Source organism: Nocardioides sp., assembly GCF_035503875.1.
Classification (GTDB): Bacteria; Actinomycetota; Actinomycetes; order Propionibacteriales; family Nocardioidaceae; genus Nocardioides.
Genome location: NZ_DATJTA010000059.1, coordinates 25868 through 50357, shown reverse-complemented (window position 1 = coordinate 50357; position 24490 = coordinate 25868). Strand labels below are relative to the sequence as shown.

At 72.6% G+C, this 24490-nt stretch carries 31 protein-coding genes; 10 read left to right on the top strand and 21 right to left on the bottom strand.

Going from position 1 to position 24490, the window contains the following annotated elements:
• Positions 1-4: 4 nt before the first annotated feature.
• Both VMF51_RS14465 and VMF51_RS14460 read right to left on the bottom strand, forming a co-directional pair.
• Positions 5-433 carry a hypothetical protein gene (locus tag VMF51_RS14465; RefSeq protein ID WP_325475148.1) on the bottom strand — a complete coding sequence of 143 codons (429 nt, stop codon included), beginning with the start codon at positions 431-433 and terminating at the stop codon, positions 5-7.
• A gap of 353 nt (positions 434-786) precedes the next feature.
• Positions 787-1344 carry a DUF6318 family protein gene (locus tag VMF51_RS14460; RefSeq protein WP_325475147.1) on the bottom strand — a complete coding sequence of 186 codons (558 nt, stop codon included), beginning with the start codon at positions 1342-1344 and terminating at the stop codon, positions 787-789.
• Between the two features lie 143 nt (positions 1345-1487).
• On the opposite strand from VMF51_RS14460, the gene VMF51_RS14455 reads away from it, so the two are divergent.
• From VMF51_RS14455 to VMF51_RS14445, 3 genes are all read left to right on the top strand, one after another.
• A complete protein-coding gene (locus tag VMF51_RS14455) occupies positions 1488-2375 on the top strand; it encodes a matrixin family metalloprotease (protein WP_325475146.1) in 888 nt (295 codons plus the stop codon).
• Positions 2376-2444: 69 nt separating this feature from the next.
• The gene (locus VMF51_RS14450) at positions 2445-3647 is read left to right on the top strand and encodes a phosphodiester glycosidase family protein (protein ID WP_325475145.1); all 1203 of its coding nucleotides are present in this window, start codon (positions 2445-2447) and stop codon (positions 3645-3647) included.
• 4 nt (positions 3648-3651) lie between these two features.
• A complete protein-coding gene (locus VMF51_RS14445) occupies positions 3652-4263 on the top strand; it encodes a mismatch-specific DNA-glycosylase (RefSeq protein ID WP_325475144.1) in 612 nt (203 codons plus the stop codon).
• 229 nt (positions 4264-4492) lie between these two features.
• Here the strand turns inward: VMF51_RS14445 and VMF51_RS14440 are convergent, their stop codons facing one another.
• Entirely contained in the window at positions 4493-5743 is a 1251-nt protein-coding gene (locus tag VMF51_RS14440) for a glucose-1-phosphate adenylyltransferase (protein WP_325475143.1), read from the bottom strand.
• A gap of 36 nt (positions 5744-5779) precedes the next feature.
• On the opposite strand from VMF51_RS14440, the gene glgA reads away from it, so the two are divergent.
• The gene (gene glgA / locus VMF51_RS14435; protein WP_325475142.1) at positions 5780-6967 is read left to right on the top strand and encodes a glycogen synthase; all 1188 of its coding nucleotides are present in this window, start codon (positions 5780-5782) and stop codon (positions 6965-6967) included.
• Here glgA and VMF51_RS14430 read toward each other — a convergent pair.
• Positions 6949-7404, bottom strand: coding sequence for a hypothetical protein (locus tag VMF51_RS14430; protein WP_325475141.1), 456 nt, complete (start codon positions 7402-7404; stop codon positions 6949-6951). The genes glgA and VMF51_RS14430 overlap by 19 nt on opposite strands.
• A 161-nt stretch (positions 7405-7565) precedes the next feature.
• On the opposite strand from VMF51_RS14430, the gene VMF51_RS14425 reads away from it, so the two are divergent.
• A complete protein-coding gene (locus tag VMF51_RS14425; protein ID WP_325475140.1) occupies positions 7566-8252 on the top strand; it encodes a hypothetical protein in 687 nt (228 codons plus the stop codon).
• Here VMF51_RS14425 and VMF51_RS14420 read toward each other — a convergent pair.
• The 12 genes from VMF51_RS14420 to VMF51_RS14365 form a co-directional block, all read right to left on the bottom strand.
• Positions 8228-9073: a hypothetical protein gene (locus VMF51_RS14420; protein WP_325475139.1), complete on the bottom strand. Its 846-nt coding sequence runs from the start codon at positions 9071-9073 to the stop codon at positions 8228-8230. The genes VMF51_RS14425 and VMF51_RS14420 overlap by 25 nt on opposite strands.
• Before the next feature lie 4 nt (positions 9074-9077).
• Positions 9078-10466, bottom strand: a complete 1389-nt coding sequence (locus tag VMF51_RS14415; RefSeq protein ID WP_325475138.1) for a gluconate:H+ symporter — start codon at positions 10464-10466, stop codon at positions 9078-9080.
• A complete protein-coding gene (locus VMF51_RS14410) occupies positions 10463-10924 on the bottom strand; it encodes a gluconokinase (RefSeq protein ID WP_325475169.1) in 462 nt (153 codons plus the stop codon). Before VMF51_RS14410 ends, VMF51_RS14415 begins: the two co-directional genes overlap by 4 nt.
• A 75-nt stretch (positions 10925-10999) precedes the next feature.
• Complete coding sequence (locus tag VMF51_RS14405) at positions 11000-11473, bottom strand: DUF4234 domain-containing protein (RefSeq protein WP_325475137.1); 474 nt, start codon at positions 11471-11473, stop codon at positions 11000-11002.
• Between the two features lie 39 nt (positions 11474-11512).
• Positions 11513-12139 (bottom strand): alpha/beta hydrolase, encoded by a 627-nt coding sequence (locus VMF51_RS14400; protein ID WP_325475136.1) that lies wholly within the window; start codon positions 12137-12139, stop codon positions 11513-11515.
• A 1-nt stretch (position 12140) separates the two neighbouring features.
• Complete coding sequence (locus tag VMF51_RS14395) at positions 12141-12815, bottom strand: hypothetical protein (RefSeq protein WP_325475135.1); 675 nt, start codon at positions 12813-12815, stop codon at positions 12141-12143.
• A gap of 41 nt (positions 12816-12856) precedes the next feature.
• Positions 12857-13072 (bottom strand): DUF2945 domain-containing protein, encoded by a 216-nt coding sequence (locus VMF51_RS14390; protein ID WP_325475134.1) that lies wholly within the window; start codon positions 13070-13072, stop codon positions 12857-12859.
• Between the two features lie 136 nt (positions 13073-13208).
• On the bottom strand, positions 13209-13538 hold the full coding sequence (locus VMF51_RS14385) for a TraR/DksA family transcriptional regulator (RefSeq protein ID WP_325475133.1): 330 nt from the start codon (positions 13536-13538) through the stop codon (positions 13209-13211).
• The gene (locus tag VMF51_RS14380) at positions 13535-14353 is read right to left on the bottom strand and encodes a hypothetical protein (RefSeq protein ID WP_325475132.1); all 819 of its coding nucleotides are present in this window, start codon (positions 14351-14353) and stop codon (positions 13535-13537) included. Before VMF51_RS14380 ends, VMF51_RS14385 begins: the two co-directional genes overlap by 4 nt.
• 87 nt (positions 14354-14440) lie before the next feature.
• Complete coding sequence (locus VMF51_RS14375; RefSeq protein WP_325475131.1) at positions 14441-15877, bottom strand: circularly permuted type 2 ATP-grasp protein; 1437 nt, start codon at positions 15875-15877, stop codon at positions 14441-14443.
• Between the two features lie 30 nt (positions 15878-15907).
• Positions 15908-17020 (bottom strand): 23S rRNA (uracil(747)-C(5))-methyltransferase RlmC, encoded by a 1113-nt coding sequence (gene rlmC, locus VMF51_RS14370; protein ID WP_325475130.1) that lies wholly within the window; start codon positions 17018-17020, stop codon positions 15908-15910.
• A gap of 13 nt (positions 17021-17033) precedes the next feature.
• Complete coding sequence (locus tag VMF51_RS14365; protein ID WP_325475129.1) at positions 17034-18023, bottom strand: aldo/keto reductase; 990 nt, start codon at positions 18021-18023, stop codon at positions 17034-17036.
• A 136-nt stretch (positions 18024-18159) separates the two neighbouring features.
• Here VMF51_RS14365 and VMF51_RS14360 point away from each other — a divergent pair, with 136 nt between their 5' ends.
• Positions 18160-19347, top strand: coding sequence for a ScyD/ScyE family protein (locus VMF51_RS14360; RefSeq protein WP_325475128.1), 1188 nt, complete (start codon positions 18160-18162; stop codon positions 19345-19347).
• Positions 19348-19435: 88 nt separating this feature from the next.
• On the opposite strand, the gene VMF51_RS14355 is transcribed toward VMF51_RS14360, so the two are convergent.
• Entirely contained in the window at positions 19436-19591 is a 156-nt protein-coding gene (locus tag VMF51_RS14355) for a hypothetical protein (RefSeq protein WP_325475127.1), read from the bottom strand.
• A 30-nt stretch (positions 19592-19621) separates the two neighbouring features.
• Here VMF51_RS14355 and VMF51_RS14350 point away from each other — a divergent pair, with 30 nt between their 5' ends.
• Positions 19622-20239 (top strand): hypothetical protein, encoded by a 618-nt coding sequence (locus tag VMF51_RS14350; protein WP_325475126.1) that lies wholly within the window; start codon positions 19622-19624, stop codon positions 20237-20239.
• A gap of 7 nt (positions 20240-20246) precedes the next feature.
• On the opposite strand, the gene VMF51_RS14345 is transcribed toward VMF51_RS14350, so the two are convergent.
• Positions 20247-20573 (bottom strand): hypothetical protein, encoded by a 327-nt coding sequence (locus VMF51_RS14345; RefSeq protein WP_325475125.1) that lies wholly within the window; start codon positions 20571-20573, stop codon positions 20247-20249.
• Positions 20574-20792: 219 nt separating this feature from the next.
• On the opposite strand from VMF51_RS14345, the gene VMF51_RS14340 reads away from it, so the two are divergent.
• On the top strand, positions 20793-21251 hold the full coding sequence (locus VMF51_RS14340) for a hypothetical protein (RefSeq protein WP_325475124.1): 459 nt from the start codon (positions 20793-20795) through the stop codon (positions 21249-21251).
• Positions 21248-21532: a transcriptional regulator gene (locus VMF51_RS14335; protein WP_325475123.1), complete on the top strand. Its 285-nt coding sequence runs from the start codon at positions 21248-21250 to the stop codon at positions 21530-21532. Before VMF51_RS14340 ends, VMF51_RS14335 begins: the two co-directional genes overlap by 4 nt.
• A gap of 17 nt (positions 21533-21549) precedes the next feature.
• On the opposite strand, the gene VMF51_RS14330 is transcribed toward VMF51_RS14335, so the two are convergent.
• Both VMF51_RS14330 and VMF51_RS14325 read right to left on the bottom strand, forming a co-directional pair.
• Positions 21550-21681 (bottom strand): hypothetical protein, encoded by a 132-nt coding sequence (locus tag VMF51_RS14330; protein WP_325475122.1) that lies wholly within the window; start codon positions 21679-21681, stop codon positions 21550-21552.
• Between the two features lie 112 nt (positions 21682-21793).
• Positions 21794-22471: a SprT-like domain-containing protein gene (locus VMF51_RS14325; protein ID WP_325475121.1), complete on the bottom strand. Its 678-nt coding sequence runs from the start codon at positions 22469-22471 to the stop codon at positions 21794-21796.
• Between the two features lie 89 nt (positions 22472-22560).
• On the opposite strand from VMF51_RS14325, the gene VMF51_RS14320 reads away from it, so the two are divergent.
• Positions 22561-22968 (top strand): VOC family protein, encoded by a 408-nt coding sequence (locus VMF51_RS14320; RefSeq protein WP_325475120.1) that lies wholly within the window; start codon positions 22561-22563, stop codon positions 22966-22968.
• 18 nt (positions 22969-22986) lie between these two features.
• On the opposite strand, the gene VMF51_RS14315 is transcribed toward VMF51_RS14320, so the two are convergent.
• A complete protein-coding gene (locus VMF51_RS14315; RefSeq protein WP_325475119.1) occupies positions 22987-24489 on the bottom strand; it encodes a flotillin family protein in 1503 nt (500 codons plus the stop codon).
• Between the last annotated feature and the right edge of the window lies 1 nt (position 24490).

Genomic DNA, 24490 nt, shown 5'->3' with positions numbered 1-24490 from the left:
CCGGTCAGCGGTACCCGACCAGCGTCGGGCTCGCCGTCCGCACCTGCAGCGCGACCGGCTCTCCCACCATCGTCACCGTGCCGACCACCGGCTCCCACGCACCGCCGTTGACCCGGAACTCCGCGCTGTAGGTCGTGTCGACGCTCGGTCCGACCTGCCCCGCGCGGGTGTACTCGTGCGTGACGTCCAACGCTGGGTACGCCGCCCCCGGGCTCGTCGTGGTCGTTGCCGCGCCGTCGCCGAAGCTCCACGCGAAGCCGCTCGGCCGGATCCGCAGGTCCACCCGCTGCCCCACCAGCGTCACCGAGCGCTCGAACGGCGCCGCCTCGGTGTAGAAGTTCGTCGCGAAGTTCACCAGCGTCTCGCCGCCCGGGGGTTGGACGACCAGCTCCGAGGCCGGGAGTGGGATGCGCTTGAAGGCGCGGGCGACCATGGCGTTGGTGATCGCAGGGGGCGCTGCTGGTTCTGACTCTGTTGGGCACACGAATCCCAGCTCCGTGATGGATCCGTCGTTGTTCTCAAGCCAAGCTTCAACCATTTGAGATCCATCGGAGCAATAGCGAACCTCCGTGCATGTGGCAGATCCACCGAAGCTGCATACAGGATTCTCGTGATATACCCCTGGCGTCCCGTCGGCGGTTGAAACGGAGTCGGTTGTTTGACTGGCACTGTTCTGGACATCAACGACGTATTGGCTCGGTTCGGGTCGTACGTCGCTATCGGCCAATGCCTTCGACGGAACGAACGCGACCGCAGCTGAAGCGACGATTAGTCGAGCCAACGATCTCACTGGTCGACATCCAGACGCATGACGGACCAAATCCCATCCTGGTTACGCACGATGAACTGGAACTGAACTGGCCCGCCTGCGAACCTTCGGGGCTCCTCGTTTGGTTCCGATATCTGTTGAGGGCTCACCTCGGTGGACACTTGGACGGTGAAGGCTCTGCCTTCACGCGATGTGACTTGCTCGGCCCTCGCACTAGAAACGCTTACGTCACCGCCCTCGATGCTGCCGCCGGCGCTGTGGACTTCCTCAATGCCTTTGAGGCCCGCGAGGCAGGCTTCGCATGTCTCGGAGGCAACTTCGCGCAGGGCACCAACGTCACCTGTCGCCTGCGCGTAATTAACCAGGTCCCAGTAGAACCGCACGAACGCCTCAGCAGCGGCGGCGTCATCCCCCTCAGCCTCAGCGGGAAGCGTGGGCTCGACCGGACCGGTCGGAGTGGGCGTAGGCGTGACGGAAGAACTCTCCGTGGGCGACACCTTCGGCTCGGGATCGGCATCGCTCCGACAACCCGCGAGCAGCACGGATCCGACCACCATGCCGACCACCAGGGTCACGGTGACGAGTCGTCTCATATGAGTCCTTCCCGAGAGCCGCGGCATCCAGACCCGAGACGCCAAACCGGAAACTACCCACATCCTCGGAGGTCACGCACCACCGAAAGTGAAGCCTGTGGACAGCGACCAGGAACAATGGAGGCGTGAGCTTCGCCGACCGACGTGCGCAGCGTCGGTGGCGACGCGAGATGGAACGACGCCTGCGCGAGCTCGACCGGCTCGACGACCGGCATCTCCACCAGCACCAGGTGCACCGCCCGCTGGGCTCCCCCGGACCGACGACGTCGCGACGACGAGAGCGCAAGCAGCGCGGGCCCGTCGTACCCGGCCTGCTCGTCGTGCTGGTCATCATGGTCGGCGTCTTCCTCGTCGACCCGTCGGACTCCGGGCGGCGGCTGCGGGAGTTGGCCGGGTTCGACGGGCGGTTGGGCGAGCTGGTGGGGGTGCCGGAGGAAGGTGGCGAGTACGCGTTCGTGACGACCCAGCCCGGCAGCGACGAGCCGGTGAGCTGGAACCCCTGTCGCCCGATCCGGTACGTCGTCAATCCCGACAGCGCGCCCGACGGCTGGGAGGACCTGGTCACCGAGGCGACGTCGGACATCGCGGACGCGACCGGGTTCCGGTTCGAGGACGAGGGCACCACCGACGACCGCGACTTCGAGGACCGCATCGACGGGCTGAACCGCGCGAAGCCGGTGCTCATCGGCTGGGCCGACGACACCGAGGTGCCACGCCTGGCGGGTGACGTGGCGGGCCTCGGCGGGAGCACGTACGTGGAACGCCAGGGGCGCCGTACCTACATCACCGGCTCCATCGCCCTCGACACCGACCTGTTCGCCGAGCTGGACGACAAGCGGGGCGGCGACGACCTGATGCGCGCGATCATCACCCACGAGCTCGGCCACGTCATCGGCCTCGACCACGTCGAGGACCGCAGCGAGCTGATGTACGAGGGCAACATCGGGCAGACCGAGCTCGGCCCGGGAGACCGCGAGGGCCTGGCGAGGCTGGGCTCCGTCGAGTGCGGCTGAGCGCCTCCGAAGCGGACACACGAACCCGCCTGGCCGAACGGGGCCGCGCGCCCGTTTAACCTTGCGCAGGTGACCAAGCGCCGACTGACCCTGACCGCCGGCCTGCTGGGTGGTGCCCTGATGATCCCCGGCACCGCGTTCGCCGATTCCACGGGGCAGCCGTACCCCCGGCACTCCTCCGACGGGGTCCGCGGACCGATCGCGCGCGACCTGCCGTCGTACGCCCGCAGCGCGGCACCGCGGAGCACGACGCCGACCGGGTACACCGTCGCGCCGGGAGTGACGTACTCCTCCTGGTCCGAGACCAACGCGCGCGGCCCGATCAAGGCCCACCTGCTGCGGATCAACTACAAGCAGCCGGGGCTCCGGCTCAACTACGCGAACCCGGGCCGGATCGCGAACACCCAGCGCGTCCGCGGGATGCTCGACCGCAAGGCCGTCGCCGCAGTGAACGGCGACTTCTTCGACATCGGCGACTCCGGCGCCCCGTTCGGCATCGGCGCGGAGCGGGCGAAGGGGTTCCTGCACGGACCGAGCCCGTCGTGGAGCGCCGGCTTCACGGTCAGCAAGAGCAAGAAGCCGTTCATCGGCCCGATCCAGGTCCGCACGCGCATCAAGCAGCACCGCGACTGGCCGCTGACCAACATCAACTCCCCCAGCATCCCCGACGGCGGCATCGGCCTCTACAACGCCCGCTGGGGATCGACGCCCGGGTACGGCGTCACCGACGGCCAGAAGAGCCGCGTCGTCCAGGTCCAGGTCGTCAACGGGAAGGTCGTGCGGAAGAAGGCCCGGCTCCGCGCCGGTCACCGGATCAAGGGCTTCATGCTGGTCGGGCGCGGCTCCGGTGCGCGGCTGCTGCGTCAGCTGAAGTTCGGCGACCGGATCAGCATCGCTCGCGGCATCACCGGCCGTCCCGGGATGGCGATCACCAGCAACAGCTTCCTGGTGCGCAACGGCGTACGCACCGTCACCGACGACCGCGAGATGCACCCCCGCACCGCCATCGGGATCAGCCACGACACGTCCGAGATCCTGATGCTGGTCGTCGACGGGCGGCAGGCCGCGAGCCGTGGCTACACCATGGTGGAGCTCGCCGACATGATGCTCCGCCTCGGCGCCGAGGAGGCGCTGAACCTGGACGGCGGTGGCTCCTCCACCCTCGTCGCCCGCCGGCCCAACGGGGTGAACCGGGTGCTCAACAAGCCCTCGGACGGCCGTCCGCGCAAGGTCGCGAACGCCATCCAGGTGCTCTACTCCGCGCCGCGGTAGCCGCATGACGACCGACGCCCCGCGCCGTACCTTCACGCGCGCCGAGCTCGAGTCCTTCCGCGACGCGGAGGTGCCCGACCTGCTCCCGGGACCCGACGACCCGCCGCTGCGGCTGCTCTTCGTCGGGATCAACCCGGGGTTGTGGACGGCCGCGACCCGCACCCACTTCGCGCACCCGGGCAACCGCTTCTACCCCGCGCTGCTGCGCGCCGGCATCGTCACCCGGCCGATCGACCCCGCTGCCGGGATGACCGACGAGGACCGCGACCACCTCCGCGCCCGCGGGATCGGGATCACCAACGTCGTACGGCGCGCCACGGCCAAGGCGTCCGAGCTCAGCGTGGAGGAGTACCGCACCGGCGGCGCCGCGCTGGTCGAGACGGTACGACGGGTCCGGCCGGCCGTCGTCGCGATCGCGGGCATCACGGCGTACCGCGCCGCCTTCGGCCTCCCCAAGGCCGTCCCGGGTCGCCAACCGGAACCGCTCGCGGACGCCGAGCTCTGGGTCGTCCCCAACCCCAGCGGCCTGAACGCCCACGAGACCGTCGCCTCCCTCGCCGACGCCTACGCCGCCGCGGCCCGCGCCGCGGGCGTCCTGCCGCCAGACGCTGGTTGAGGTGCGAAGGACGAACAGCCGCCGCACGCTGGTTAAGGTGCGAAGGACGAACAGCCGCCGCACGCTGGTTGAGGTGCGAAGGACGAAGTCCTGAGCCTCGAAACCCGGTGACCCGAAAGACGGCGTCAGTCACCGCCGCTTCTCGGCAAGACAGGTTTCGAGGCTCGCTCCGCTCGCACCTCAACCAGCGTCACGAAAGCTCCGCTCGCACCTCAACCAGCGTCAGGCCTCAACCAGCGTCGGGGAAGGACTGGTCCTTGCCGAGCACGGTGAGGCCGTCCTCGACGAGGAAGCCGTTCGCGCGGTCGGCGTCGTGGTCGACGCCGATCTGGGCGCCGGGCGGGACGATGACGTTCTTGTCGAGGATCGCGTTGCGGACGATCGCGCCGGCGCCGACGCGGACCCCGCTCATCAGGACCGATCCCTCGACCACCGCGCCGGGGCCGACGCCGACCGCGGGCGAGAGCACGGAGCGGGTCACGACGCCGCCGCTGACGACGACGCCCGGCGAGAGGACGGCCTCGTCGACGCGGGAGTCGATGCCCTCGCCACCCTGCACGACCTTGGCCGGCGGCTGCGGGCCGTACGACGTGTAGATCGGCCAGTCGAAGTTGTAGAGGTTGAAGACCGGCAGCGGCGAGACGACGTCCATGTGGGCCGCGTAGTACGACGACAGCGTCCCGACGTCGCGCCAGTAGCCCCGGTCGCGGTCGGTCGCGCCGGGCACGACGTTGTCCTTGTAGTCGTAGACGCCGGCCTGCGAGCGACGTACGAACGACGGCACGATGTCGCCGCCCATGTCGTGCTTGGACCCGGTGGTCGTCGAGTCGCGGGTCACCGCCTCGACCAGCGCGTCGGCGTCGAAGACGTAGTTGCCCATCGAGGCCAGCACCTCGCCGGGGCTGTCGGGCAGGCCGACGGGGTCGGTGGGCTTCTCCAGGAACTCCCGGATCCGCCGCGGCTCCTCGGGGTGGACGTCGATGACGCCGAACTGGTCGGCCAGCCCGATCGGCTGCCGGATCGCGGCGACCGTGCACGCCGCGCCGCTCTCGACGTGCTGCTCGACCATCTGGGCGAAGTCCATCCGATAGACGTGGTCCGCGCCCACGACCACGACGATGTCGGGCTCCTCGTCGCGGATCAGGTTGAGCGACTGGTAGATCGCGTCGCCGCTGCCGAGGTACCAGTGCTTGCCGACCCGCTGCTGCGCGGGCACCGGCGCGACGTAGTTGCCGAGCATGCTCGACATCCGCCAGGTCTGGGTGACGTGCCGGTCCAGGCTGTGCGACTTGTACTGGGTCAGCACGACGACCTGCAGGTAGCCGGAGTTCACGACGTTCGACAGCGCGAAGTCGATCAGCCGGTAGATCCCCGCGAACGGCACCGCCGGCTTGGCCCGGTCGGCGGTCAGCGGCATCAGCCGCTTGCCCTCCCCACCCGCGAGGACGATGGCCAGGACCTTCTTGCGGGCGGCGCTCATGAAGGCAACCTAGCGCGGCCGGAGTAGGTTGCGGACGTGCGAGTCGACGTGCTGAGCAGGGAGTACCCGCCCGAGGTGTACGGCGGTGCCGGGGTGCACGTCGCCGAGCTGGTGCGGGCACTGAGATCCCGCGGCGACCTCGACGCCCGCGTGCACGCGTTCGGCGCGCCTCGGGCCGAGGCCGGCACGTCGTCGTACGCCGATCTCGCCGAGCTCGCGGGCGCCAACCCGGCGCTGCGGACCCTCGGCGTCGACCTCGCGATCGCGGACGCGTGCGGCGGCACCGACCTCGTGCACTCGCACACCTGGTACGCGAACATGGCCGGCCACCTCGCGAGCCTGCTCCACGGCGTCCCGCACGTCGTGAGCGCCCACTCGCTGGAGCCGCTGCGGCCGTGGAAGGCCGAGCAGCTCGGCGGCGGGTACGCCGTCTCCTCGTGGGCCGAGCGGACCGCGTACGAGTCGGCCGCGGCCGTCATCGCGGTGTCCGAGGCGATGGGCCGCGACGTGCTGGCGTCGTACCCCGCGGTCGACCCGGCGCGGGTGCACGTCGTCCACAACGGCATCGACACCGAGGACTGGCAGCCGATCGTCGCGCCGGACCGGGTCCGCGAACTGGGCGTCGACCCGGACCGTCCGTCGGTGGTGTTCGTCGGCCGGATCACCCGGCAGAAGGGGCTGCCGCTGTTCCTGCGCGCCTGCGCGCAGCTGCCGCCGGAGGTGCAGGTCGTGCTCTGCGCCGGAGCCCCCGACACCCCGGAGATCATGGCCGAGGTCGAGGGCCTCGTCGACGACCTCCGCGCGACCCGCACCGGCGTGGTGTGGATCGCCGAGATGCTCCCCCGCCCCGACGTCGTGGCTCTGCTGACGGCGGCCACCGCCTTCGCCTGCCCGTCGATCTACGAGCCGCTCGGCATCGTCAACCTCGAGGCGATGGCCTGCGAGACGGCCGTCGTCGCGACCGCCACCGGCGGCATCCCCGAGGTCGTCCAGGACGGCGTGACCGGGCGGCTGGTGCCCATCGAGCAGGCCACCGACGGCACCGGCACGCCGCTGGCTCCCGAGCAGTACGTCGCCGACTTCGCCGCGGCCCTGAACGAGGTCGTCGGCGACCCGGACCGGGCGGCCGCGATGGGACGGGCCGGACGACAGCGGGCCATCGAGGCGTTCAGCTGGGCGGCGATCGCCGAACGGACCGTGGAGGTCTACCGCTCGGTGCGGTGAGCCCGGTCGGTCCGCAGCTCGACCACCTCGCCCGGGCCGGCGCGGCGCCGGTCCTCGGCGGCGAAAAGCTCGTCGTCGAGCCGCGTCGTGCTGACCCGGCTCGCCCGGACGGCGATCAGCACCGGCGCCGGGAGCTCGACCAGGATCCGCCCGTCGACCCGGTGCTCGTGCAGCCCCACACCGGCGGCGCGCTCGCGCGCGACCCGGGCGCGCGGGCTGAGCAGCTCCCGCAGCAGGAAGCGCAGCCAGTCCTCGGCGTCTCCCGCGCACGCGCCCTCGACGAGCTCGAGGCAGCAGCCGTCGGCGCACAGCGCCCACGGCGAGCGGGACCGCGGGCGGCCCGGCCACAGGGCGAGCGAGGCGAAGAGCTCGCGCTCGGAGTCGTCCAGGGGCGGGCTCACCACGAGCCGTTGCGGCAGCGCGAACGGGTCCGACACGACAAGCACCTCCGGTCCGAGAAAGCGGGATGGCACTCGTCACTCTTCCGGACGCGCTCCGCGTCCGTCACCCGGGGTCGCCGTACCTGTGGAGAAGGCCGGCCACCCTGTCAGTGGGATCCCGCTCGCCGCGGGCGGCGCGGCGACCTAGGTTCCGACCCATGCACACCGCGTCGACCGGCAAGCTGATGTTCGCCCTGTGGGGTCCCGACCACTCCGCGCTGCGCGACGGTGCCCTGCACGCCGCGCTCGCCCAGGCCGGGGTACGCCGCCTGCAGCTCAACCTCGACGACGCCGACGTCGCGCCCGCGCTGCGCATCCCGACCGGGGAGCCGATCGGCGCCGTCGTCAGCCTCTGGACCGACGGCCCGGCCTCGACTGCCGGGCTCCTCGACGCGACCGCCGCCCGGGTCGCGGGATGGCGCGTCGACGAGCACCGCCGCCTCGACCCGCCGGAGGTGGCGGACGGCGTCCGGGCCGACGCGCTGGCCAACGTGGCGGTGCTGCGCAAGCCGGCCGACCTGGAGACGGCCGAGTGGCTGCGCCGCTGGATGGTCGAGCACACCCCGGTGGCGATCCGGACCCAGGCGACCTTCGGCTACGTCCAGAACGTCGTCACCGAGCCGGTCACCGCCGACGCGCCGTACGTCAGCGCGTTCGTCGAGGAGCTCTTCCCCAGCGCGGCGCTGAGCGACGTGCACGCCTTCTACGGCAGTGGTGGGGACGACGCCGAGCTCGGCCGCCGGGTCCAGACGTTGATGGCGAGCGTCGCTCGGATCGGCGCGGACCGCGACCTCGACCTGGTGCCGTCGAGCCGCTACACCTACGGGCTGGGGTCCGAGCGGTAGACGACGGTCCCGTCGGCGGTCGCGCTCACGTACGCCGACTCGCCGTACTCGTTGCTGGCGTAGACCTGGAAGACCGCCCCGTCGTCCTCGTCCGGCGCGTGCACGATGGCGTACCAGGAGGTGGGGTCCTCCACCCGCCGGCGCACCTGGCCGACCAGGTCGACGACGACGGCGTGGTCGATCGCGGCGAGGTCGAAGCGCGGGTCGTCGCTGGTGCCCTTGGAGCCCGGCTCGTCGAGGTCGCCGTCCCAGTAGTACGACTGCTTGCGGTGGGTGCGGTCGTCGACCGGCACGTCGAGAGAGGCGTACGTCGGGTACAGCACCGCCTGGAACAGCTCGGTGCCGCCGATGCCGTCCTCCAGGTCGGCCAGCAGGTCGCGGAAGTCATCGCGTCCGAAGAGGTCGACCTCGCCCTCCGCGGGTTCGCCCGAAGGCTCGACGGTCGCGGTGGCCACGTCGTCGTCACCGCCGATCGCGCTGACCAGGCCGCCGACCGCCACCAGCATGACCACCAGCGCCCCGATCGCGACGCCCACCGGGAACCGGGATCTCGCCACCGCCGGGCGGGAGGGTGCCCCGCTCTCCGGACGCGCCGGGCTGCCGGGGCTCGCGGCGGGCACGGGGTCGTACGACGGCGCCCGGAGCCCGTGCACGACCAGCCGGATCTCGCCGAGCGTCTCGGCCCGTCGCAGCTGGTCCACGCGCAGGTCGCGATCGGCCTCCACGATCTGACCGGCCGCCCAGGCGCTCTCCACCTGCCGGATGGCGACCTCGCGGTCGCGCCGGGTCGCGGGCCGGGCGGGTTCGTCCACGGCCGTCATCTGATCAGACGAACAGCGAGAGCACCAACACGAACCCGAGACCGCTGACCGACAGCACCGTTTCCATCAGCGACCAGCTCTTGACGGTCTGGCCGACGCTGAGCTTGAAGTACTCCTTGACCAGCCAGAAGCCGGCGTCGTTGACGTGGGAGAAGAACACCGAGCCCGCGCCGACGGCGAGGACCACCAGCGAGGTCTCCGCGGTGGACATGCCCTCGACGAGGCCGACCATCAGCGAGGAGGCGGTGATGGTGGCGACGGTCGCCGACCCCGTGGCCAGCCGGATCAGCACGGCCATCACCCAGGCGAGCACGTAGACCGAGAAGTCGGCGTCCTTGGCCCAGTCCGCGAGCAGGGTGCCGACGCCTGTGCGGACCAGGACCTCCTTGAACCCGCCACCCGCCGCCACGATGAGCAGGATCCCGGCGATGCCCGGCAGCGCGGACTCGACGGTGCCGCTGATCTCCTTCAGCCCCATCCCGGACCCGCGCCCGAAGGTGAACATCGCGACCAGGACGGCGATCAGCAGGGCGACCATCGGCTCGCCGATCACCACCATCACCTGCTGGAGGCGGCTGTCCTCGTCGTCGACGACGATCTCGGTGACCGCGCGGCCCAGCATCAGCACGACCGGCAGCAGGACCGTGGCCAGGGTGACCACGAACGAGGGCCGCGGCCCGGAGTCCTCCTGCTCACGGCCCTGGAACGTGTCGGGAGCGGGTACGTCGACCCACCGGCCGGCGAGCGCTCCGAAGAGCGGACCGGCCACGACGATGGTCGGGACGGCGACCAGCAGGCCCAGGCCGAGGGTGATGCCGAGATCGGCGCCGAGGGTGCCGATCGCCACCACCGGTCCGGGGTGCGGCGGCACGAAGCCGTGCATGGCCGACAGGCCGGCCAGCGCGGGGATGCCGACGGTGATCAGCGAGACCTGTGCCCGCCGGGCGACCAGGTAGATCACCGGCATCAGCATCACCAGGCCGATCTCGAAGAACATCGGCAGGCCGATGATCGCTCCCACCAGGGCCATCGCCCACGGGAGGGCGCGCGTCGACGCCCGGCCGACGATGGTGTCGACGATCTGGTCCGCGCCGCCCGAGTCGGCGAGCAGCTTCGCGAACATCGCCCCCAGGGCGATCAGGATGCCGACGCCGGCGGTGGTGCTGCCGAAGCCCTCGGTGAAGGTGGTGAGCACGTCGCCGACGTTCTGCCCGGCCAGGATGCCGACGGTCAGGCCGCCGAGGATCAGGGCGAGGAAGGGGTGCAGCTTGACGGCGGTGATCAGCAGGACCAGCAGCGCGATGGCGCTGAGGGCCGCGACGACCAGCTGCCAGCCCGGCGCGACCGGCTCGTAGATGTCACCCGTGGCCAGCGGCAGGACGGCGAAGGTCATGCCCGGACGTACCCCTCCACGATCTCGTCGACACTCTGGTTCACGTCGAGCACCAGTCCGCCCTCGTCGGGCTCGAGCGGCTCGAGGGTCGCGAGCTGCGAGGTGAGCAGCGACGCGGGCATGAAGTGGCCGGGGCGCGAGGCCTGCCGGCGCTCGATCACCTCACGGTTGCCGGCGAGCAGCACGAACTCGGTGCCGGGCGCGTGGTGGCGCAGCTGGTCGCGGTACTTGCGCTTGAGCGCCGAGCAGCTCATCACGCCACCGTCGGGGTGCTCGGCGAGCCAGGCCCCGACCCGTTCCAGCCACGGGTACCGGTCGTGGTCGTCCAGGGCCTCCCCCCGGCTCATCTTGGCGATGTTGGCCTCGGGGTGGAGGTCGTCGGCGTCGGCGAAGGGCACCCGGAGCCGCTGCGCGAGCGCGGCCCCCACGGTGGACTTGCCGGAGCCCGAGACCCCCATGACGACGATGGGGTGGTGGGTCACCCCGACACCGTAGACGACCGGTGCCGAGGTGACCCGGGGGTCAGGCTCGGTTCAGGCGGTGGCGCCCTGCGAGACCCAGTAGTCGTTGAGCGCGCCGTTGGTCTTGACGAACCAGATGATCGGGCCGACCAGGATGAACATGCCCGGGAAGAACCACAGGCCGGTCGCGCCGCTGACCCGCTGCTCCTGACCGCGCAGACGGCGTACGTTCCCGACCTCGGCCGAGAGGAGGTACGGGTTCACGATGTTGATGAAGATCGCCAGGATCAGCGCCACCACGCCGCCGATGCCCTGGCCGGTGTGCTGCTTCAGCTCCTCGTGGGTCTTGTAGTAGTAGTACCAGCTGTAGATGCCGAGGGTGACGATGTACAGCAGGATGCAGATGCCGGTGCTGCGGACCTTGCCGACGGATCCGGTGACGGGCACGCCGCCGTAGGCCGGCGGCGGGGCGGCGGCATAGGCCGGTGGCGGGGCGGCCGCGTACGGCGGGTCGGCCTGGGGGTCGGGCTGCGGGGACTCGGTCATGCCTGCTCCATGGGATCGCGGGTTCGAGACGGCCCGAACCTAGGGCACCCGACCCCCCAGCAGCACCCCCACCACGAAATCGGCTGCGGCGCGCTCGAAGTCCGCGCCGTGGCGCAGCATCGCGTGCTTGCCGCCGGGCACCGTGCGCCACTCGACCTCCGTGGTCCTCGAGAGCCGCCGTGCCACCTGCTGTGCCCGGCTCGGCACGGCGACCCGGTCGGCGTCGCCGTGCACGATCAGCACCCGGCGGCCCGAGAGGTCAGCGCCGTCGGTCGGGTAGACCCACGGGTTGAGCGCCACCACGCCCACGACGTCGGGCTCGGTGCCGGCGAGCAGCGCGGCCCGTCCCCCGAGGGAGTGACCGACCAGGCAGGTCGGAAGCCGCCGCCCCTGGCGGTCGCGGACGCGGTCGAGCGCCCAGGTCGTGTCCTTGACCGGGGTGTGCTCGGTGTCCCAGCCGCGACGGGAGTTCAGCAGGCGGTAGACCGCGACCCGGCCACGCGTGGCGCGGGCGATCCGCCGGGCGACGGGGATCATCCGGAGCACCGAGAGCTGGGTGGGCCGGACCATCGGGTTGCCGGGCCGGGACGCACCCCCGTGCAGCACCAGGACGACGCCCTCCGGACGGCGGGGCTCGGCGACGGGGACCAGCCGGGGCTCGGTCATCTCAGCCCCGGCCGCGGTCGGCGCGGGCCTCGTCGTACGCCGGCTCGCGGAGCCGCTCGACCCAGCCGTACTGGTCGAGACCGGGCAGCCGGTTGAGCACCGGGTCGAAGGAGATGTCGGCGTCGCCCTCGGCGTACTCCTGCGCGTCCTTCCCGGAGAGCCGCAGGTCGGCGAAGCGGCGCCACGCCCCGTCGCGCACCGAGCAGGACAGCTCGATCGTGTCGTGCCCGTTCGTGCGAGCGCCGAGCACGACCGGGCCGGCGGCGGTGCGGTAGGGCAGCAGCGTGGTCATCGGCCGGCCGTACGTCGACCGGCTCGCGGTCAGCACGAACCGGCTGACCCGGCCCCATCCGGTGGTGGCGAGGAGCAGGTCGCCGTGGCTGCCGTCGGCGTTCGGGACCCGGATCGCCAACCCGTGGATGTCGGGCAGCGCGTGCGGGAGCCCGATAGCGCGCGACTCGCGGACCACCACCTCGTCGATGCCCGCGGCGTCGAGGAACTCCACGCCGATCGCCGGGTCGACGCCGGTGCGGTAGAGGCAGGCCCGGCGTACGCCGCCGCGCGGGTGCAGCGGCTTCGCGGCCGGGCGGATCGCGGACGTGGCCCGGGTCGCCGTCGCGAGCAGCGACCCCCCGAGCGTGGCGGCACCGTGACGGACCGGGGCGAGGAGCGACATGCGGTGTCGGTACCCACTCGGCTGCCGGTCAGGAGGCGCGCTCAGGAGCGCTTCCGCAGGGCCTCGGGCTTGTGGACGGCGGTTCCGCCGGAAGTGTCGCTGCGGACGAGGTACTGCGGCTGGTCCTCGCTCGCGACCACCTTGCGGCCGCCCGCGTGGGTCTCGGTGGTGATCTTCTCCTCGACCCGCCCGACGGCGGTGCCGCCGTGGCTGTCCCACTCGACGCGGTCGCCCTTGCGGAAGCTCTGGGTGCTCATGGGGGCCGGTACCCCTGGCTGCTGCTTCATCACGGTATGCAGACGAACTGGCACCTCCCACGGTGGGTACGCCGTGGGAGGGCGAACTCGTCTGCATACCGTGATGAACCTGGGGCGCCCGTGACGACCACACCCCTCACGAGCACCCCACGCACGCGGCGGCGGTGGGGCGGGCGGCCAGTCGCTCGGGCGGGATGGGCCGGCCGCAGACCACGCAGGTGCCGTAGCTGCCGTCCGCGAGCCGCGCGAGGGCGGCGTCGACCTCGGCGAGCCGGGTCTCGGCCTGCCGGATCAGGGTGTCGAGCTGGGAGCGCTCGAAGGCGATCGTGTGCCCCTCGGGGTCGTGCTCGTCGTCGGCGTTCGAGTCGCGGGAGGCCTCGACCATCCCGCTGAAGTCTCCGCGCAGCGCCGCGAGGCGTCGTACGACGACCGCACGCGCCTCCCGGAGTCGCTCCGCGTCGCTCACCCGGCGGGCGCGCTCGCGGGGTCGGACGGAGCGGCGGGCGGCGGCTCGGTGGTGCTGCCCGGGTTCTCGGTCGGCGCCTGCGACGGAGTCTCGGAGGGCGTCGGCGACGGGCTGGGGGTCTCGCTGGGCTGCTGGGTGGGCTCGCCCGACGGGCTGGGTGCCGGGTCGTCCTGCTGATCCCGGTCGTCCTGCTGCTTCTTCCCGTCGTCGGAGTCGCGGTCAGGGGCGCGGTCGCGGTCGTCCGACTGGTCCCCGGTGCCGCCCGAGCCGCCGAGCCGGCTGATCGACGTACCGCCGCTCCCCGAGGTGCCGCCGGTGTACGACGAGACCGGCTTCCCGCCGATCGCCTCGAAGGCGAGCAGGACTACCATCGCGGCGACGAAGGTGCCGCCCGCGAGCAGGGCGACCCGCCGCCAGGGCAGCGTCCGCCACGGGCGGGCGGCCGGCTGCTGGTCGAGTTCCTCCTGGGCCTCGGCCAGCTGCTCGTCGGCGTGCTCGAGGTGCGCGTCGAGGGCCGCGGTGTCGTCGCTGCGGCGGACCGCGCGGCGTACCTCGGCCTGGGCGACGCCGACCTTCAGCAGCGCGTTGTCCTTCGCGACCTTGGCGACCTTCTGCCGGCTGGTCGCGAGGCCCTGGCTGTAGAGCGCGGTCGCGATGGTGGCGGCCACGCTGCCGACGGCGGCGCCGATGAGCGTCCCGGCCGCGCCGAGGGTCGAGAGGAGCACGGCGGTCGTGACCGCCGCGAGCGCGCCGGCGAGCGTCTTGAGCCAGTCGATGTCGAGCTTGGGCTGCGGGTCGGGTGGGGCGTCAGTCATCCCTCTCGACGGTACCGACCCGCTCCCCCGTTTCCCGAACCCGAGCGACGTCATCCTCGTCACCCTGGGCTGCCCGAGACCCGCGGATCAGCCGACCCAGGTCGCCTTGGCCCCGCCCCGGCGCGAGGAGTTGACCACCATCGAGCCCTCGTCCAGGGCGACCCGCGTCAGGCCGCCGAGGGGTACGACGACGTCCCGGCCGTCGAAGACCCCGAACGGACGCAGGTCGCAGTGCCGGGGGGCCAGCCTCCCGTCGGTCACCACCGGGACGGTCGAGAGCGCGACGAGCTCCTGGACGATCCAGTCCTCGGGCGCGGCGCGGAGACCGGCGACGGCGCTGTCGAGCTCCGCCGGGGAGGCGGTCGGCCCGACGACGACGCCCTGCCCGCCGGAGCCGTCGCGCGGCTTGAGCACCAGCTCGCCGGCCCGTTCGAGAGCAGCGGCGTGCTGGCGGGGATCGCGCAGGTCGTACGTCGGGACCGCGGGCAGCACCGGCTCCTCACCCGGCAGGTGCCGCACGACCTCGTCGACGAAGGCGTAGACGAACTTGTCGTCGGCGACGCCGGCGCCGAACCAGTTCGCGAGCCCGACCGACCCGGCTCGCAGCGGCTCCAGCAGCAGCTCGGCGACAGGCGTGAGCGCGCCCGACGAGGTCCGCACCCGGTCGTCGTCGGTGCGCCGGTAGACCGAGCGCACCGGCCGGCCGTCGGTGAGCAGCAGCCGGTCCCCGGAACGGCGCAGGTCGGCGGGGGTGACGAGCACCAGGCCGGCCAGCTCGGCCAGCCGCCCGTGCTCGTACGAGGCGGAGTTGGAGGTGCCGTCGGTCAGCAGCACCAGCTCGCCGTCCAGGGCGGGAGCCGCGGCCTCCAGCGCCCGGCTGAGCGCGGCGCCGAGCTCGCTGCGGACGTCCTCGCGGGCCGGGCGGACGCCGAGCACCTCGGCCACCGCGTCGGAGGCGGCCATCGCGTAGCCGAGTCCGGACGGCGTCCGCACGTTGTCCTCCAGGACCCGGAAGCCACCGTCGGAGCCGCGCACCAGATCCAGTCCGGCCACGCTGATCCAGGCGCCGCCGACCGGCCGCATCCCGATCACGTCCTCCTCGAAGTACGACGACCCGGTCAGCACCGCCTCGGGCAGCACCCCGTCGGCGACGAGCCGCCGCTCGCCGTACGCGTCGGCCACCAGGGCGTCGAGCGCCCGCACCCGCTGCGCGACCCCGGCCTCGATCCGCGCCCACTCCTCGCCGCTGAGCACCCGGGGCAGCGGGTCGACGCGGAACTCGTGCCCCTCCTCCCCGCCGAACCGCACGCCGCGCTCGGCCAGCAGCGCGTTGACCTCGACGGTGAGCGCGTCGAGGTCGGCACCGTCGAGCCGGTCCAGCAGCCGCCGGTACGCCGGCCGGGGCGTCCGGCCGTCGAAGGCCTCGTCGTAGGACTCGGCGTAGGACTCGGCGTGGGAATCGGCGTCGGGACGCTCGGAGGTCTGGGGCGTGGTCTGCTGACGGGATCGTGTGTCGTCCTGCACCGTTCGTTCGGTAACCGGACGTGCGACCGGCTACTCGCGGGCCAGCAGCGTGACGACCTCGAAGTGGGCGGTCTGCGGGAACATGTCGAGCAACCGCGCGGTGACAGGCCGGTACGACGGCATCGCGGCCAGGTCGCGCGCCAGCGTGACGGCGTTGCAGCTGGAGTACAGGACGTGCGGGACGCCCGACGACTCCAGCCAGCCGGCCAGGTCGGGGCCGATCCCGCGTCGGGGCGGGTTGACCACGACCAGCTCCGGCGGCGCGGGCTGCTCGGGCGCCCAGGTCGTCGCGTCGGCGGCCACGAACGAGACGTCCGGGAGCCCGACCGCACTCCGCCGGGCGCTGGCGATCGCCTCCTCGCTCACCTCCACGCCGACGACCGTCCGTCCGGGCGCGGCGAGGTGCAGGGCGAAGCCGCCGACCCCGCAGTACAGGTCCCACACCGAGGCGGGCGCGAGCTCCGCCACCCAGGCGGCCGCCTGGCGGTAGAGCTCGGCGCCGACGTGCCCGTTGGTCTGGAAGAAGCTCTGTGGACGCAGGTGCAGCACCACGTCGCCGGTGCGCATCGGCAGGGTGTCGCCGAGCAGCACCTCCTCGCGCTCGCCCTCCAGCACCGCCTTGTGCGCGGGCTGGAGGTTGACCGACACCACCGCCAGCGGCAGCCGCTCGGCGAGCCAGGGCAGGTGCTTGCGGATCCGGGCGACCGACTCGGTCGAGCGGAGCACGAGCCGCACCAGCAGCTCACCGTCCGGCGAGACCGTCACGATCAGGTGCTTGAGCTCACCGCGCCGCTGCGGGACGTCGTACGGCGTGAGCGCGGCGCGGGTCACGAACTCCGCGAGGACCGGCAGCGCGTCGGCCAGGTGCGGGTCGTGCAGCCCGCATCCGCGCAGGTCGACCCCGCCCCCGGCCGGGTCGAGGATGCCCAGCGTGGGCGCCTCCACCGTGCCGGCGACGACCATCTTGGCCTTGTTGCGGAAGCCCGACTCCGGGCTGGTGACCGGCGGCAGCCACGCGATCCCCGGCCAGGGCGCCAGCAGCGCCGCGCACCGCACCTGCTTCGCCGCGAGCTGCTCGTCGTACGCCTGGCCCATCCACGTGCACGAGCGGCACACCCCGGCGTCGAAGTAGTCACACTGCATGCTCAGCGCCCGCTCACCACCGGTCGTGGACCGCCTCGCGGAAGGTGGCGTCGTACAGCCGGACGATCCCGTCCAGCAGCTCGGGCGCGAGCGGCGGGAGCGAGCCCGCGGCCGCGTTCGCGCGTGCCTGCTCGGCGTTGCGGGCGCCGGGGATCACGGTGCTGACGCCGTCGAGCTGCGCCACCCAGGCCAGCGCGACCTGCGCGGGCGTCGCGCCGGACGGCCCGTGCTCGGCGACCAGCCGGGAGAACTCGCGGGCCGCGGCCACGCCGGTCGCGTAGTCGACCCCGGAGAAGGTCTCCCCCACGTCGAAGGCGCTGCCGTCGCGGTTGTAGGTGCGGTGGTCGTCGGCCGCGAAGGTCGTGCGCTCGTCGTACCGCCCGCTCAGCAGGCCGGAGGCCAGCGGCACCCGCGCGACGATGCCGACGCCCGCCTCCCGCGCGGCCGGGAGCACGGCGTCGAGCGGCTTGAGCCGGAAGGCGTTCAGGATGATCTGGATGCTCGCGACGTGAGGCCGGGCGATCGCGCTGAGCGCCTGGTCAGCGGTCTCGACGGAGACGCCGTACGCCGCGATCGCCCCCTCGGACACCAGCGTGTCGAGGGCGTCGTACGTCGCGTCGTCGTCGATCGTCGCGCTCGGCGGGCAGTGCAGCTGGACCAGGTCGAGGGTGTCGACGCCGAGGTTGCGGCGCGAGCGGTCGGTCCAGGCCCGAAAGTTGTCCAGCACGTAGTTGGCCGGGACCTGCTCCATCCGTCGGCCCATCTTGGTGGCGACGGTGATGTCGCGGCGGCCCGCGACGAAGCGGCCGATGACCTGCTCGCTGCGGCCGTCGCCGTACACGTCGGCGGTGTCGAAGAAGGTCACGCCCTCCTCGACACTCGCGGCCAGCACGGCGCCGGCCTCGTCCTCGGTGACCGCGCCCCAGTCGGCGCCCAGCTGCCAGGTCCCGAGTCCGATGACCGAGACGTCACGGCCGGTGCGGCCGAGGGTCCTGCTCTCCATGGGTTCGTCGCTTTCGTCGGGGGGACACCATTGTCACCGCTCGGGTAGGGACTGGTCACAAGTGGTGATGACGAACCGGTTCGCCCGGGCTTTCGTGGGAGGCGGCCCTGTCCCCCGACCCCGGAAGGTCCCCCTCATGCACCGCAAACTCGCAGTGATCGCCCCCGCGGCCGCGGTCGCGCTCGTGCTCTCCACCCTGGCCCCCGCGACCGCCGGTGGCGGGCACGGCCACCACGGTCACCACGGCCACTCGTCCGGCCTGAAGACCGTCACCGCACTCGACGGCCCGCGCGGCGTCGACGCCCTCGGCGACGGCCGGACCCTGGTCGCCGAGTCCGACGGCAGCTTCAGCCTCGTCGTGGAGCGCCGGCACAAGCCGGCCAAGGTCATCCCGCTCGGCAGCGTGGCCGGAGGGTTCGCGCCCGCGGTCGCCGCCGGCAAGAACGGCACCGTCTACATCGTCACCGGTGCGGGCGGCGAGCCCGGCGGTCCGCCCACCCCGGGCGCCGCCACGCTCTACAAGTGGCGTTGGGGGTACGACGCCCCGAAGGTCGTCGCCGACATCGCGGCCTACCAGGCCACCGACCCGGACCCGTACGACCTCGAGGGTCTGCCCGCCGAGAGCAACCCGTTCGGCCTCGCCGTGCTGCGCAACGGGTCGATCCTGGTCGCCGACGCCGCCGGCAACGACGTGCTGAAGGTCTCGAAGGACGGCAAGCGCATCACCACCGTCGCGCGGCTCAAGCCCCGCACCGTGGAAGTGCCGGAGGGCCTGCCGGCCACCGACCCCGAGGGCAACCCGACCGAGTTCCCGCCGGCCGGCACCCCGATCCCGTCGGAGGCCGTGGCGACCTCGGTCGCCGTCGGTAAGGACGGCTCGATCTACATCGGTGAGCTGCGCGGCTTCCCGGCCACTCCGGGCACCTCGCAGATCTGGCGGGTCAAGCCGGGCGCGACCGGTGCCCTGTGCGACCCGGAGGCGCCGTACTCGGGCTCCTGCAAGCGCTGGGCGGACGGCCAGACCTCGATCGTCGACCTCGCCGTGGACAAGAAGGACACGGTCTACGCGCTGTCGCTGTCGAAGCTCAGCTGGTTCGCCTTCGAGCTGGGCGTGCCCGGCGCCGAGGTCGGCTCCCTGACCGCGCTCACCCGCTCGTGGCACGGCGTGAAGTCCAAGGAGCTGGCCCGCGGCAAGCTCATCAGCCCCGGAGGCGTCGACGTCGTCGACCACACGGCGTACCTCACCGGCCCGGTCTTCGGCCCCGGCTCGCTCAGCAAGCTGGCGCTCGACCACCACCACCGCAAGGGGCACCACCGCCGGTAGCGGCGAGCCGGGTGGACCAGCGGAGGTAGCGGCGTCCCACCGCTCCCCGCTGGTCCACCCGGCCGGTCCCCGCTCGATGGTCGTCCGCTCAGCGCTCCCGCGGCTCGGCGAGCCGCTCCTGCAACCGCGCCCGGACCTCGTCCGGCGTGACCTCCGCGCGTTGACGCTGCCCGCGCGCGATGATGGCACCGGTGGCGGCGACCCCCGCCACCCCCGCGACCCCCAGCACCTTCCACAGCTTCACCAGGAGACTCCCTTCGATGCACGAGCGCCCGTGACCGACCTGTCCCTCGACGAGGCCGTCGACCTGACGCGGACCGGCGATCTGTGGCTGTTCCGGGGCCGTTCCGCTGCCGACCACGCTATCCGGGTGCTGACCAACGCGCCGGTCAACCACGTCGGCATGGCCATCGTGCTCGACGACCTGCCCCCGCTGATGTGGCACGCCGAGCTCGGCAAGGGACTGCTCGACGTGTGGACCGGCAGCCACCACCGCGGCGCCCAGCTGCACGACCTGCGCGAGGCGGTGGTGCAGTGGACCGGCCGCTACGAGCAGCGCGGCTGGCTGCGCCAGCTCGACGTGCCGCCGACCGGCGAGGTCACCCGCGAGATGGAGGACGCCGCACTGCGGAGCGTCGCGCGCCTGAACGGCACGCCGTTCCCGCCCACGGCCGCGCTCGCCGGTCGCTGGCTGCGCGGGCGCGCTCACCTGATGGCGTCGGCGGAGACGACCTACTGCGCCGAGGTCGTGGCGGCGGCGTACGCCGCCATGGGGCTCCTCGACGACTGGCCCCCCACGAACTCCTACGACCCGGGCCGGTTCTGGTCAGGTGACGACCTGGACCTGCGACGGGGTGCTCGGCTCGGCGCGGAGCTCCGGGTGCGGACCTGAGCCGAGCTCAGTCCGGCGGGAGGACCGTGCTCCGGCCCAGGGCGCTGAGCCGCCAGACGCCGGGGGCCGTCTCGAGCAGCCCGTCGTCCATCAGCGACTTCCGCGCGCGGCGGGCGGCGGCGCGCCAGCGCAGCTCGCCCTGCGGGTTGGTCTCGCGGTCCCCCGGGCGCAGCCGGTCGCCGATGCGCACCTCGAGGTGCACGAAGATCTCGTCGGCCTCGAGCTCGCCGTCCGCGTCCTGCAGCGCACTCAGGATGGCCGGGCGCAGCTCCTCGGGCGAGGTCCACTTGCGCGGCGCGCTGCGCTTCACGGTCGGCGTGCTGCTGCCGGGCACGCGAGGCGGCGCCTTCACCCGGGGCGTCCGCGGAGCCGGCGCGGGTGGCGGCGGGGGAACCGGTTCGGGTCGCCCGTGCACGCACTGGCTCAACGGGAGGTCACACAGCTCGCAATAGTCCGCATCAGCCACGAGGACGACGGTACGACGTCACCGGAGCGGGCGCGCCAGCAGGTCCGTCACTTGCCACGATGGAAAGTGACGAGTTAGGTTTCCGGCATGGAAAGCGATCGACTCGACCCCCGCGAGGCCCGCCGGATCGCCGAGCGCGCCGAGGCCGCGCCGTTCGTCGACTACCCGCCGACGCCCTGGTGGTACGCCCCGGCCGCCGGGCTGTGGGCCGGGTCGTTCACCCTGCTCGCCGGCGTCCGGGAGCACGGTCTGGCGGTCCTCGGGCTTCTCGCCCTGGTCGCGGTGGAGTCGGCCTTCCTGGCCTGGTACTCCCGCTACCACGGCGCCTTCCCCTCGCTGCGGCGCGCGCCGCGCGAGTTCCGTCCCGCCTTCGCACGGTACTTCGTCGGCCTGGCGCTCGTGCTGCTCCTCGTGGTCGGCGCATGGGTGGCGTGGGGGGTGTTCGTCGCCGCGGTCGTCGCGGCCGTGTCCGTCGCGGCCGGTCTCGCCCTCTACGAGCGGACCTACGCGCGGGCCGCGGCGCGCACCCGGGACCGGCTCGCGTGATCGACGACCTCGACCCGGTCATCCACGCGCCGAAGCGGCTCGCGGCGATGGCCGTGCTGTCGAGCGCGACGACCGTGACGTTCCCGTTCCTGCGCGAGCACCTCGGCGTCTCCGACTCCGACCTCTCCAAGCAGATGGCCACCCTGGAGAAGGCCGGCTACGTGGCCGTCAGCAAGTCCGGCCGCGGCCGGGGCGCGACCACGACGTACCGGATCACCCGCACCGGCCGGACGGCGTACGCGCAGCACCGCCGGGCGCTGGCGGCGATCCTGGGCGACTGAGCCGGGACTGGGCCGGGTCAGCGCAGGCTGCGCGCGTCGCGCTCGAGCTCGACCTGGTAGCGACGCCGCAGGTCGGCCAGACGCTGCGCCTTCTCCTCGGAGGTGAGGGCATGCGTGGCCCGGCGACGGACCGTGCGCTGCTGCTTCATCTCGATGACCTCCGGGAGCTGACTGACCGTCACAACCGTAGGGATCGGCCGCCCCTTCCCGCATCCGACTTTTGTCTGGACCAGACCTGCTGGGAGGTGTCTTTCGGCGGGGTCAGCCGACCCGTTCGACGAGCGCGAACGGCACCGTGAGGATCCCCTCGGGGATGCGGAGGTGGTAGCGGGTGCGCCCACGCTTGACCAACGTCCCGACCGTGCCGTGGTAGCGGCCCTGCGCCAGCACCCGCGCCCGCTCCCCCGGGCTGAGCACGACCGGGGCTCCGGCCGCCGGGCGCGCCCGGATCCGGCGCAGCTGGGTCTCGTACGCCGCGGACATCGGCACGGTGCGCCCGTGGTGGGTCCAGGTCAGCAGGTGGGCGAGGTCGAACGACGGCCCGCACTGCCGGCACGCGGCCGGCCGGTCGGGCCGGCGGTGTCGAGTGACCCGGTGGCCGGCGGCGCACTCCCCGACCCACGCACCCTCCAGCTCGGGCGCCTCCCGGCTGACGCAGCGCTCGCCGCTGCAGCCGATCCGCCTGGCGGTGGCGCGCCAGACCGCGTCGTGTCCGTGCCGGGCGCCCACCAGGGCGTGGGCGATCTCGTGGAGCACCGTGTCGCGCACGTCGGCCTCGTCGTGCAGCAGGGTCAGCGGCGCGCTCAGGCCGATCTGGCGCCGGTCGTAGCGACAGATCCCGGCGCGGCGCTTCGCCCGGTCGAAGACCAGGGTCCAGTCGCGCAGGCCGTGGGCGGCCATCAGTGCCCGGGCCATCCGGGCCGCCTCGTCGAGATCCACGCCCCGACGTTAGCCGCGGTCGCCGACATCCGGCCGACCCGTCGGACCGGGGGCGATGAGTTCACGCCGTACCGGCGGTCTGAGCTGCCATGACGACGATCCTGAACCCCTACCTGCACTTCGACGGCACCGCGCGCGAGGCGCTGACCTTCTACCACTCGCTGTTCGGCGGCGAGCTCAGCATCATGACCTACGGCGACATGGGCATGGAGGGCGAGCAGGCCGCCCAGGTGATGCACGGGAGCATCACCAACCCCGGCGGCATCACCCTGATGGCCTCCGACGGCGCCCCCGGCGAGAAGCTCGTCCGCGGGAACGCCTCGAACCTCAGCCTCAGCGGCGAGGACGACGCCGGGCTGCGCGGCTGGTTCGAGGCGCTCTCCGACGGCGGAGAGGTGCACGTCCCCCTGGAGAAGCAGATGTGGGGCGACGTCTTCGGTCAGGTGCAGGACCGATTCGGCGTCATCTGGCTGGTCAACATCACCCAGCCGGCCTGAGCCTGACGGCCGCGGGGCTCACTCGGTGGCCGGGACCTCCGGCTGCGTCCCGTTGCCCCGGCCGATCGCGCCCTTCACCAGCGCCTCGAGGTCCAGCCCGGTCGAGGTCTTCAGCATCGACAGCGTCTGCACGATGTTGTCGTTGACCTGACGCGGGAGCGCACCGGCGCCGTCGGGCGAGATGACCGTGAGCTGCTCGATGGCGGAGATCGGGGCGGCGACCTCCCGCGCGATCTGCGGCAGCATCTCGATCAGCATCTGCAGCACCGCGGCGTCGTTGTAGTTGGCGAACGCCTCGGCGCGCTTGTCCATCGCCTCCGCCTCGGCCTGGCCGACGGCGAGCGTCGCGGCCGCCTGGGCCTCGCCCTCGGCGCGGGTGGCGTCGGCCTCCGCGGTACGACGGGCCTTCTCCGCCTCACCGCGCTTGGCGCCCTCGATCGCCTCCGCCTCGGCGAGCGCCGCGCGGCGGGACTTCTCCGCCTCACCGGACAGGCGGACCTGCTGCGCCTCCGCCTCGGCGGCGGCGATGGTGGCGGCCTTGCGCGCGTCGGCGGCCGCGATCTCTGCCGAGCGCTTGGCCTCGGCCTCCTGCTCGACCCGGTAGCGCTCGGCGTCCGCCGGCTTGCGCACCTCGGTCTCCAGCGTGCGCTCGGTCAGCGCGGCCTGGCGTACGGCGACCTTCTCCTGCTCGGTCAGGATCGCCTGGTCCCGGTCGGCCTGGGCGAGCGGGCCGGCGGCCGCCGCCTGCGCGGACGCGGCGTCGGTCTCGGCCTTGATCTCGGCCTGCTTCAGCGCCAGCGTCCGCTGGGCGACGGCGATCTCCTGCTCGGCGGCGATCTGGGCCTGCTCGGCGGCCTGCCGGGCGTTGGCCTCGGCGATCCGTGCGGTCTGGCTGACCCGTGCGGCCTCCGGGCGACCGAGGTCGGCGAGGTAGCTGCCGTCGTCGGTGACGTCCTGGATCTGGAAGGTGTCGAGGATCAGGCCCTGACCGGTCAGCGAGTTCTCGGACTCGTCGGCGACCCGCTGGGCGAAGGCCGCCCGGTCCCGGATGATCTGCTCGACGGTCAGCCCGCCGACGATGGAGCGCAGCGCACCCGCGAGCACCTCCTGGGTGAAGGGCTCGACATCCTGCTGCTGGCTCAGGAACCGCTGGGCGGCGAGCCGGATCTGGTCGGCGTTGCCGCCCACCTTGACGATCGCGACGCCCTCGACGTTCAGCTTGATGCCCTGGCCGGAGACCGCGCCCCGGATCTGCACCGAGATCCGCCGCGAGGAGAGGTCCATGGTGGCGAGCTTCTGGACGAACGGGATGACGAAGACGCCGCCGCCGAGCACGACCTTCTGCCCCGACAGGTCCGTGCTGAGCTCACCGGTCTCGGGGTTGAGCACCGCCTTGCCCTTGCGGCCGGTGACGATGAACGCCTGGTTGGGTCCGGCCACCTTGTAGCGGCTGGTGACCAGCAGGACCAGCAGGACGAACAGCAGGACGAGTCCGCCGATGGGGATCAGCAGGTCGGGCATG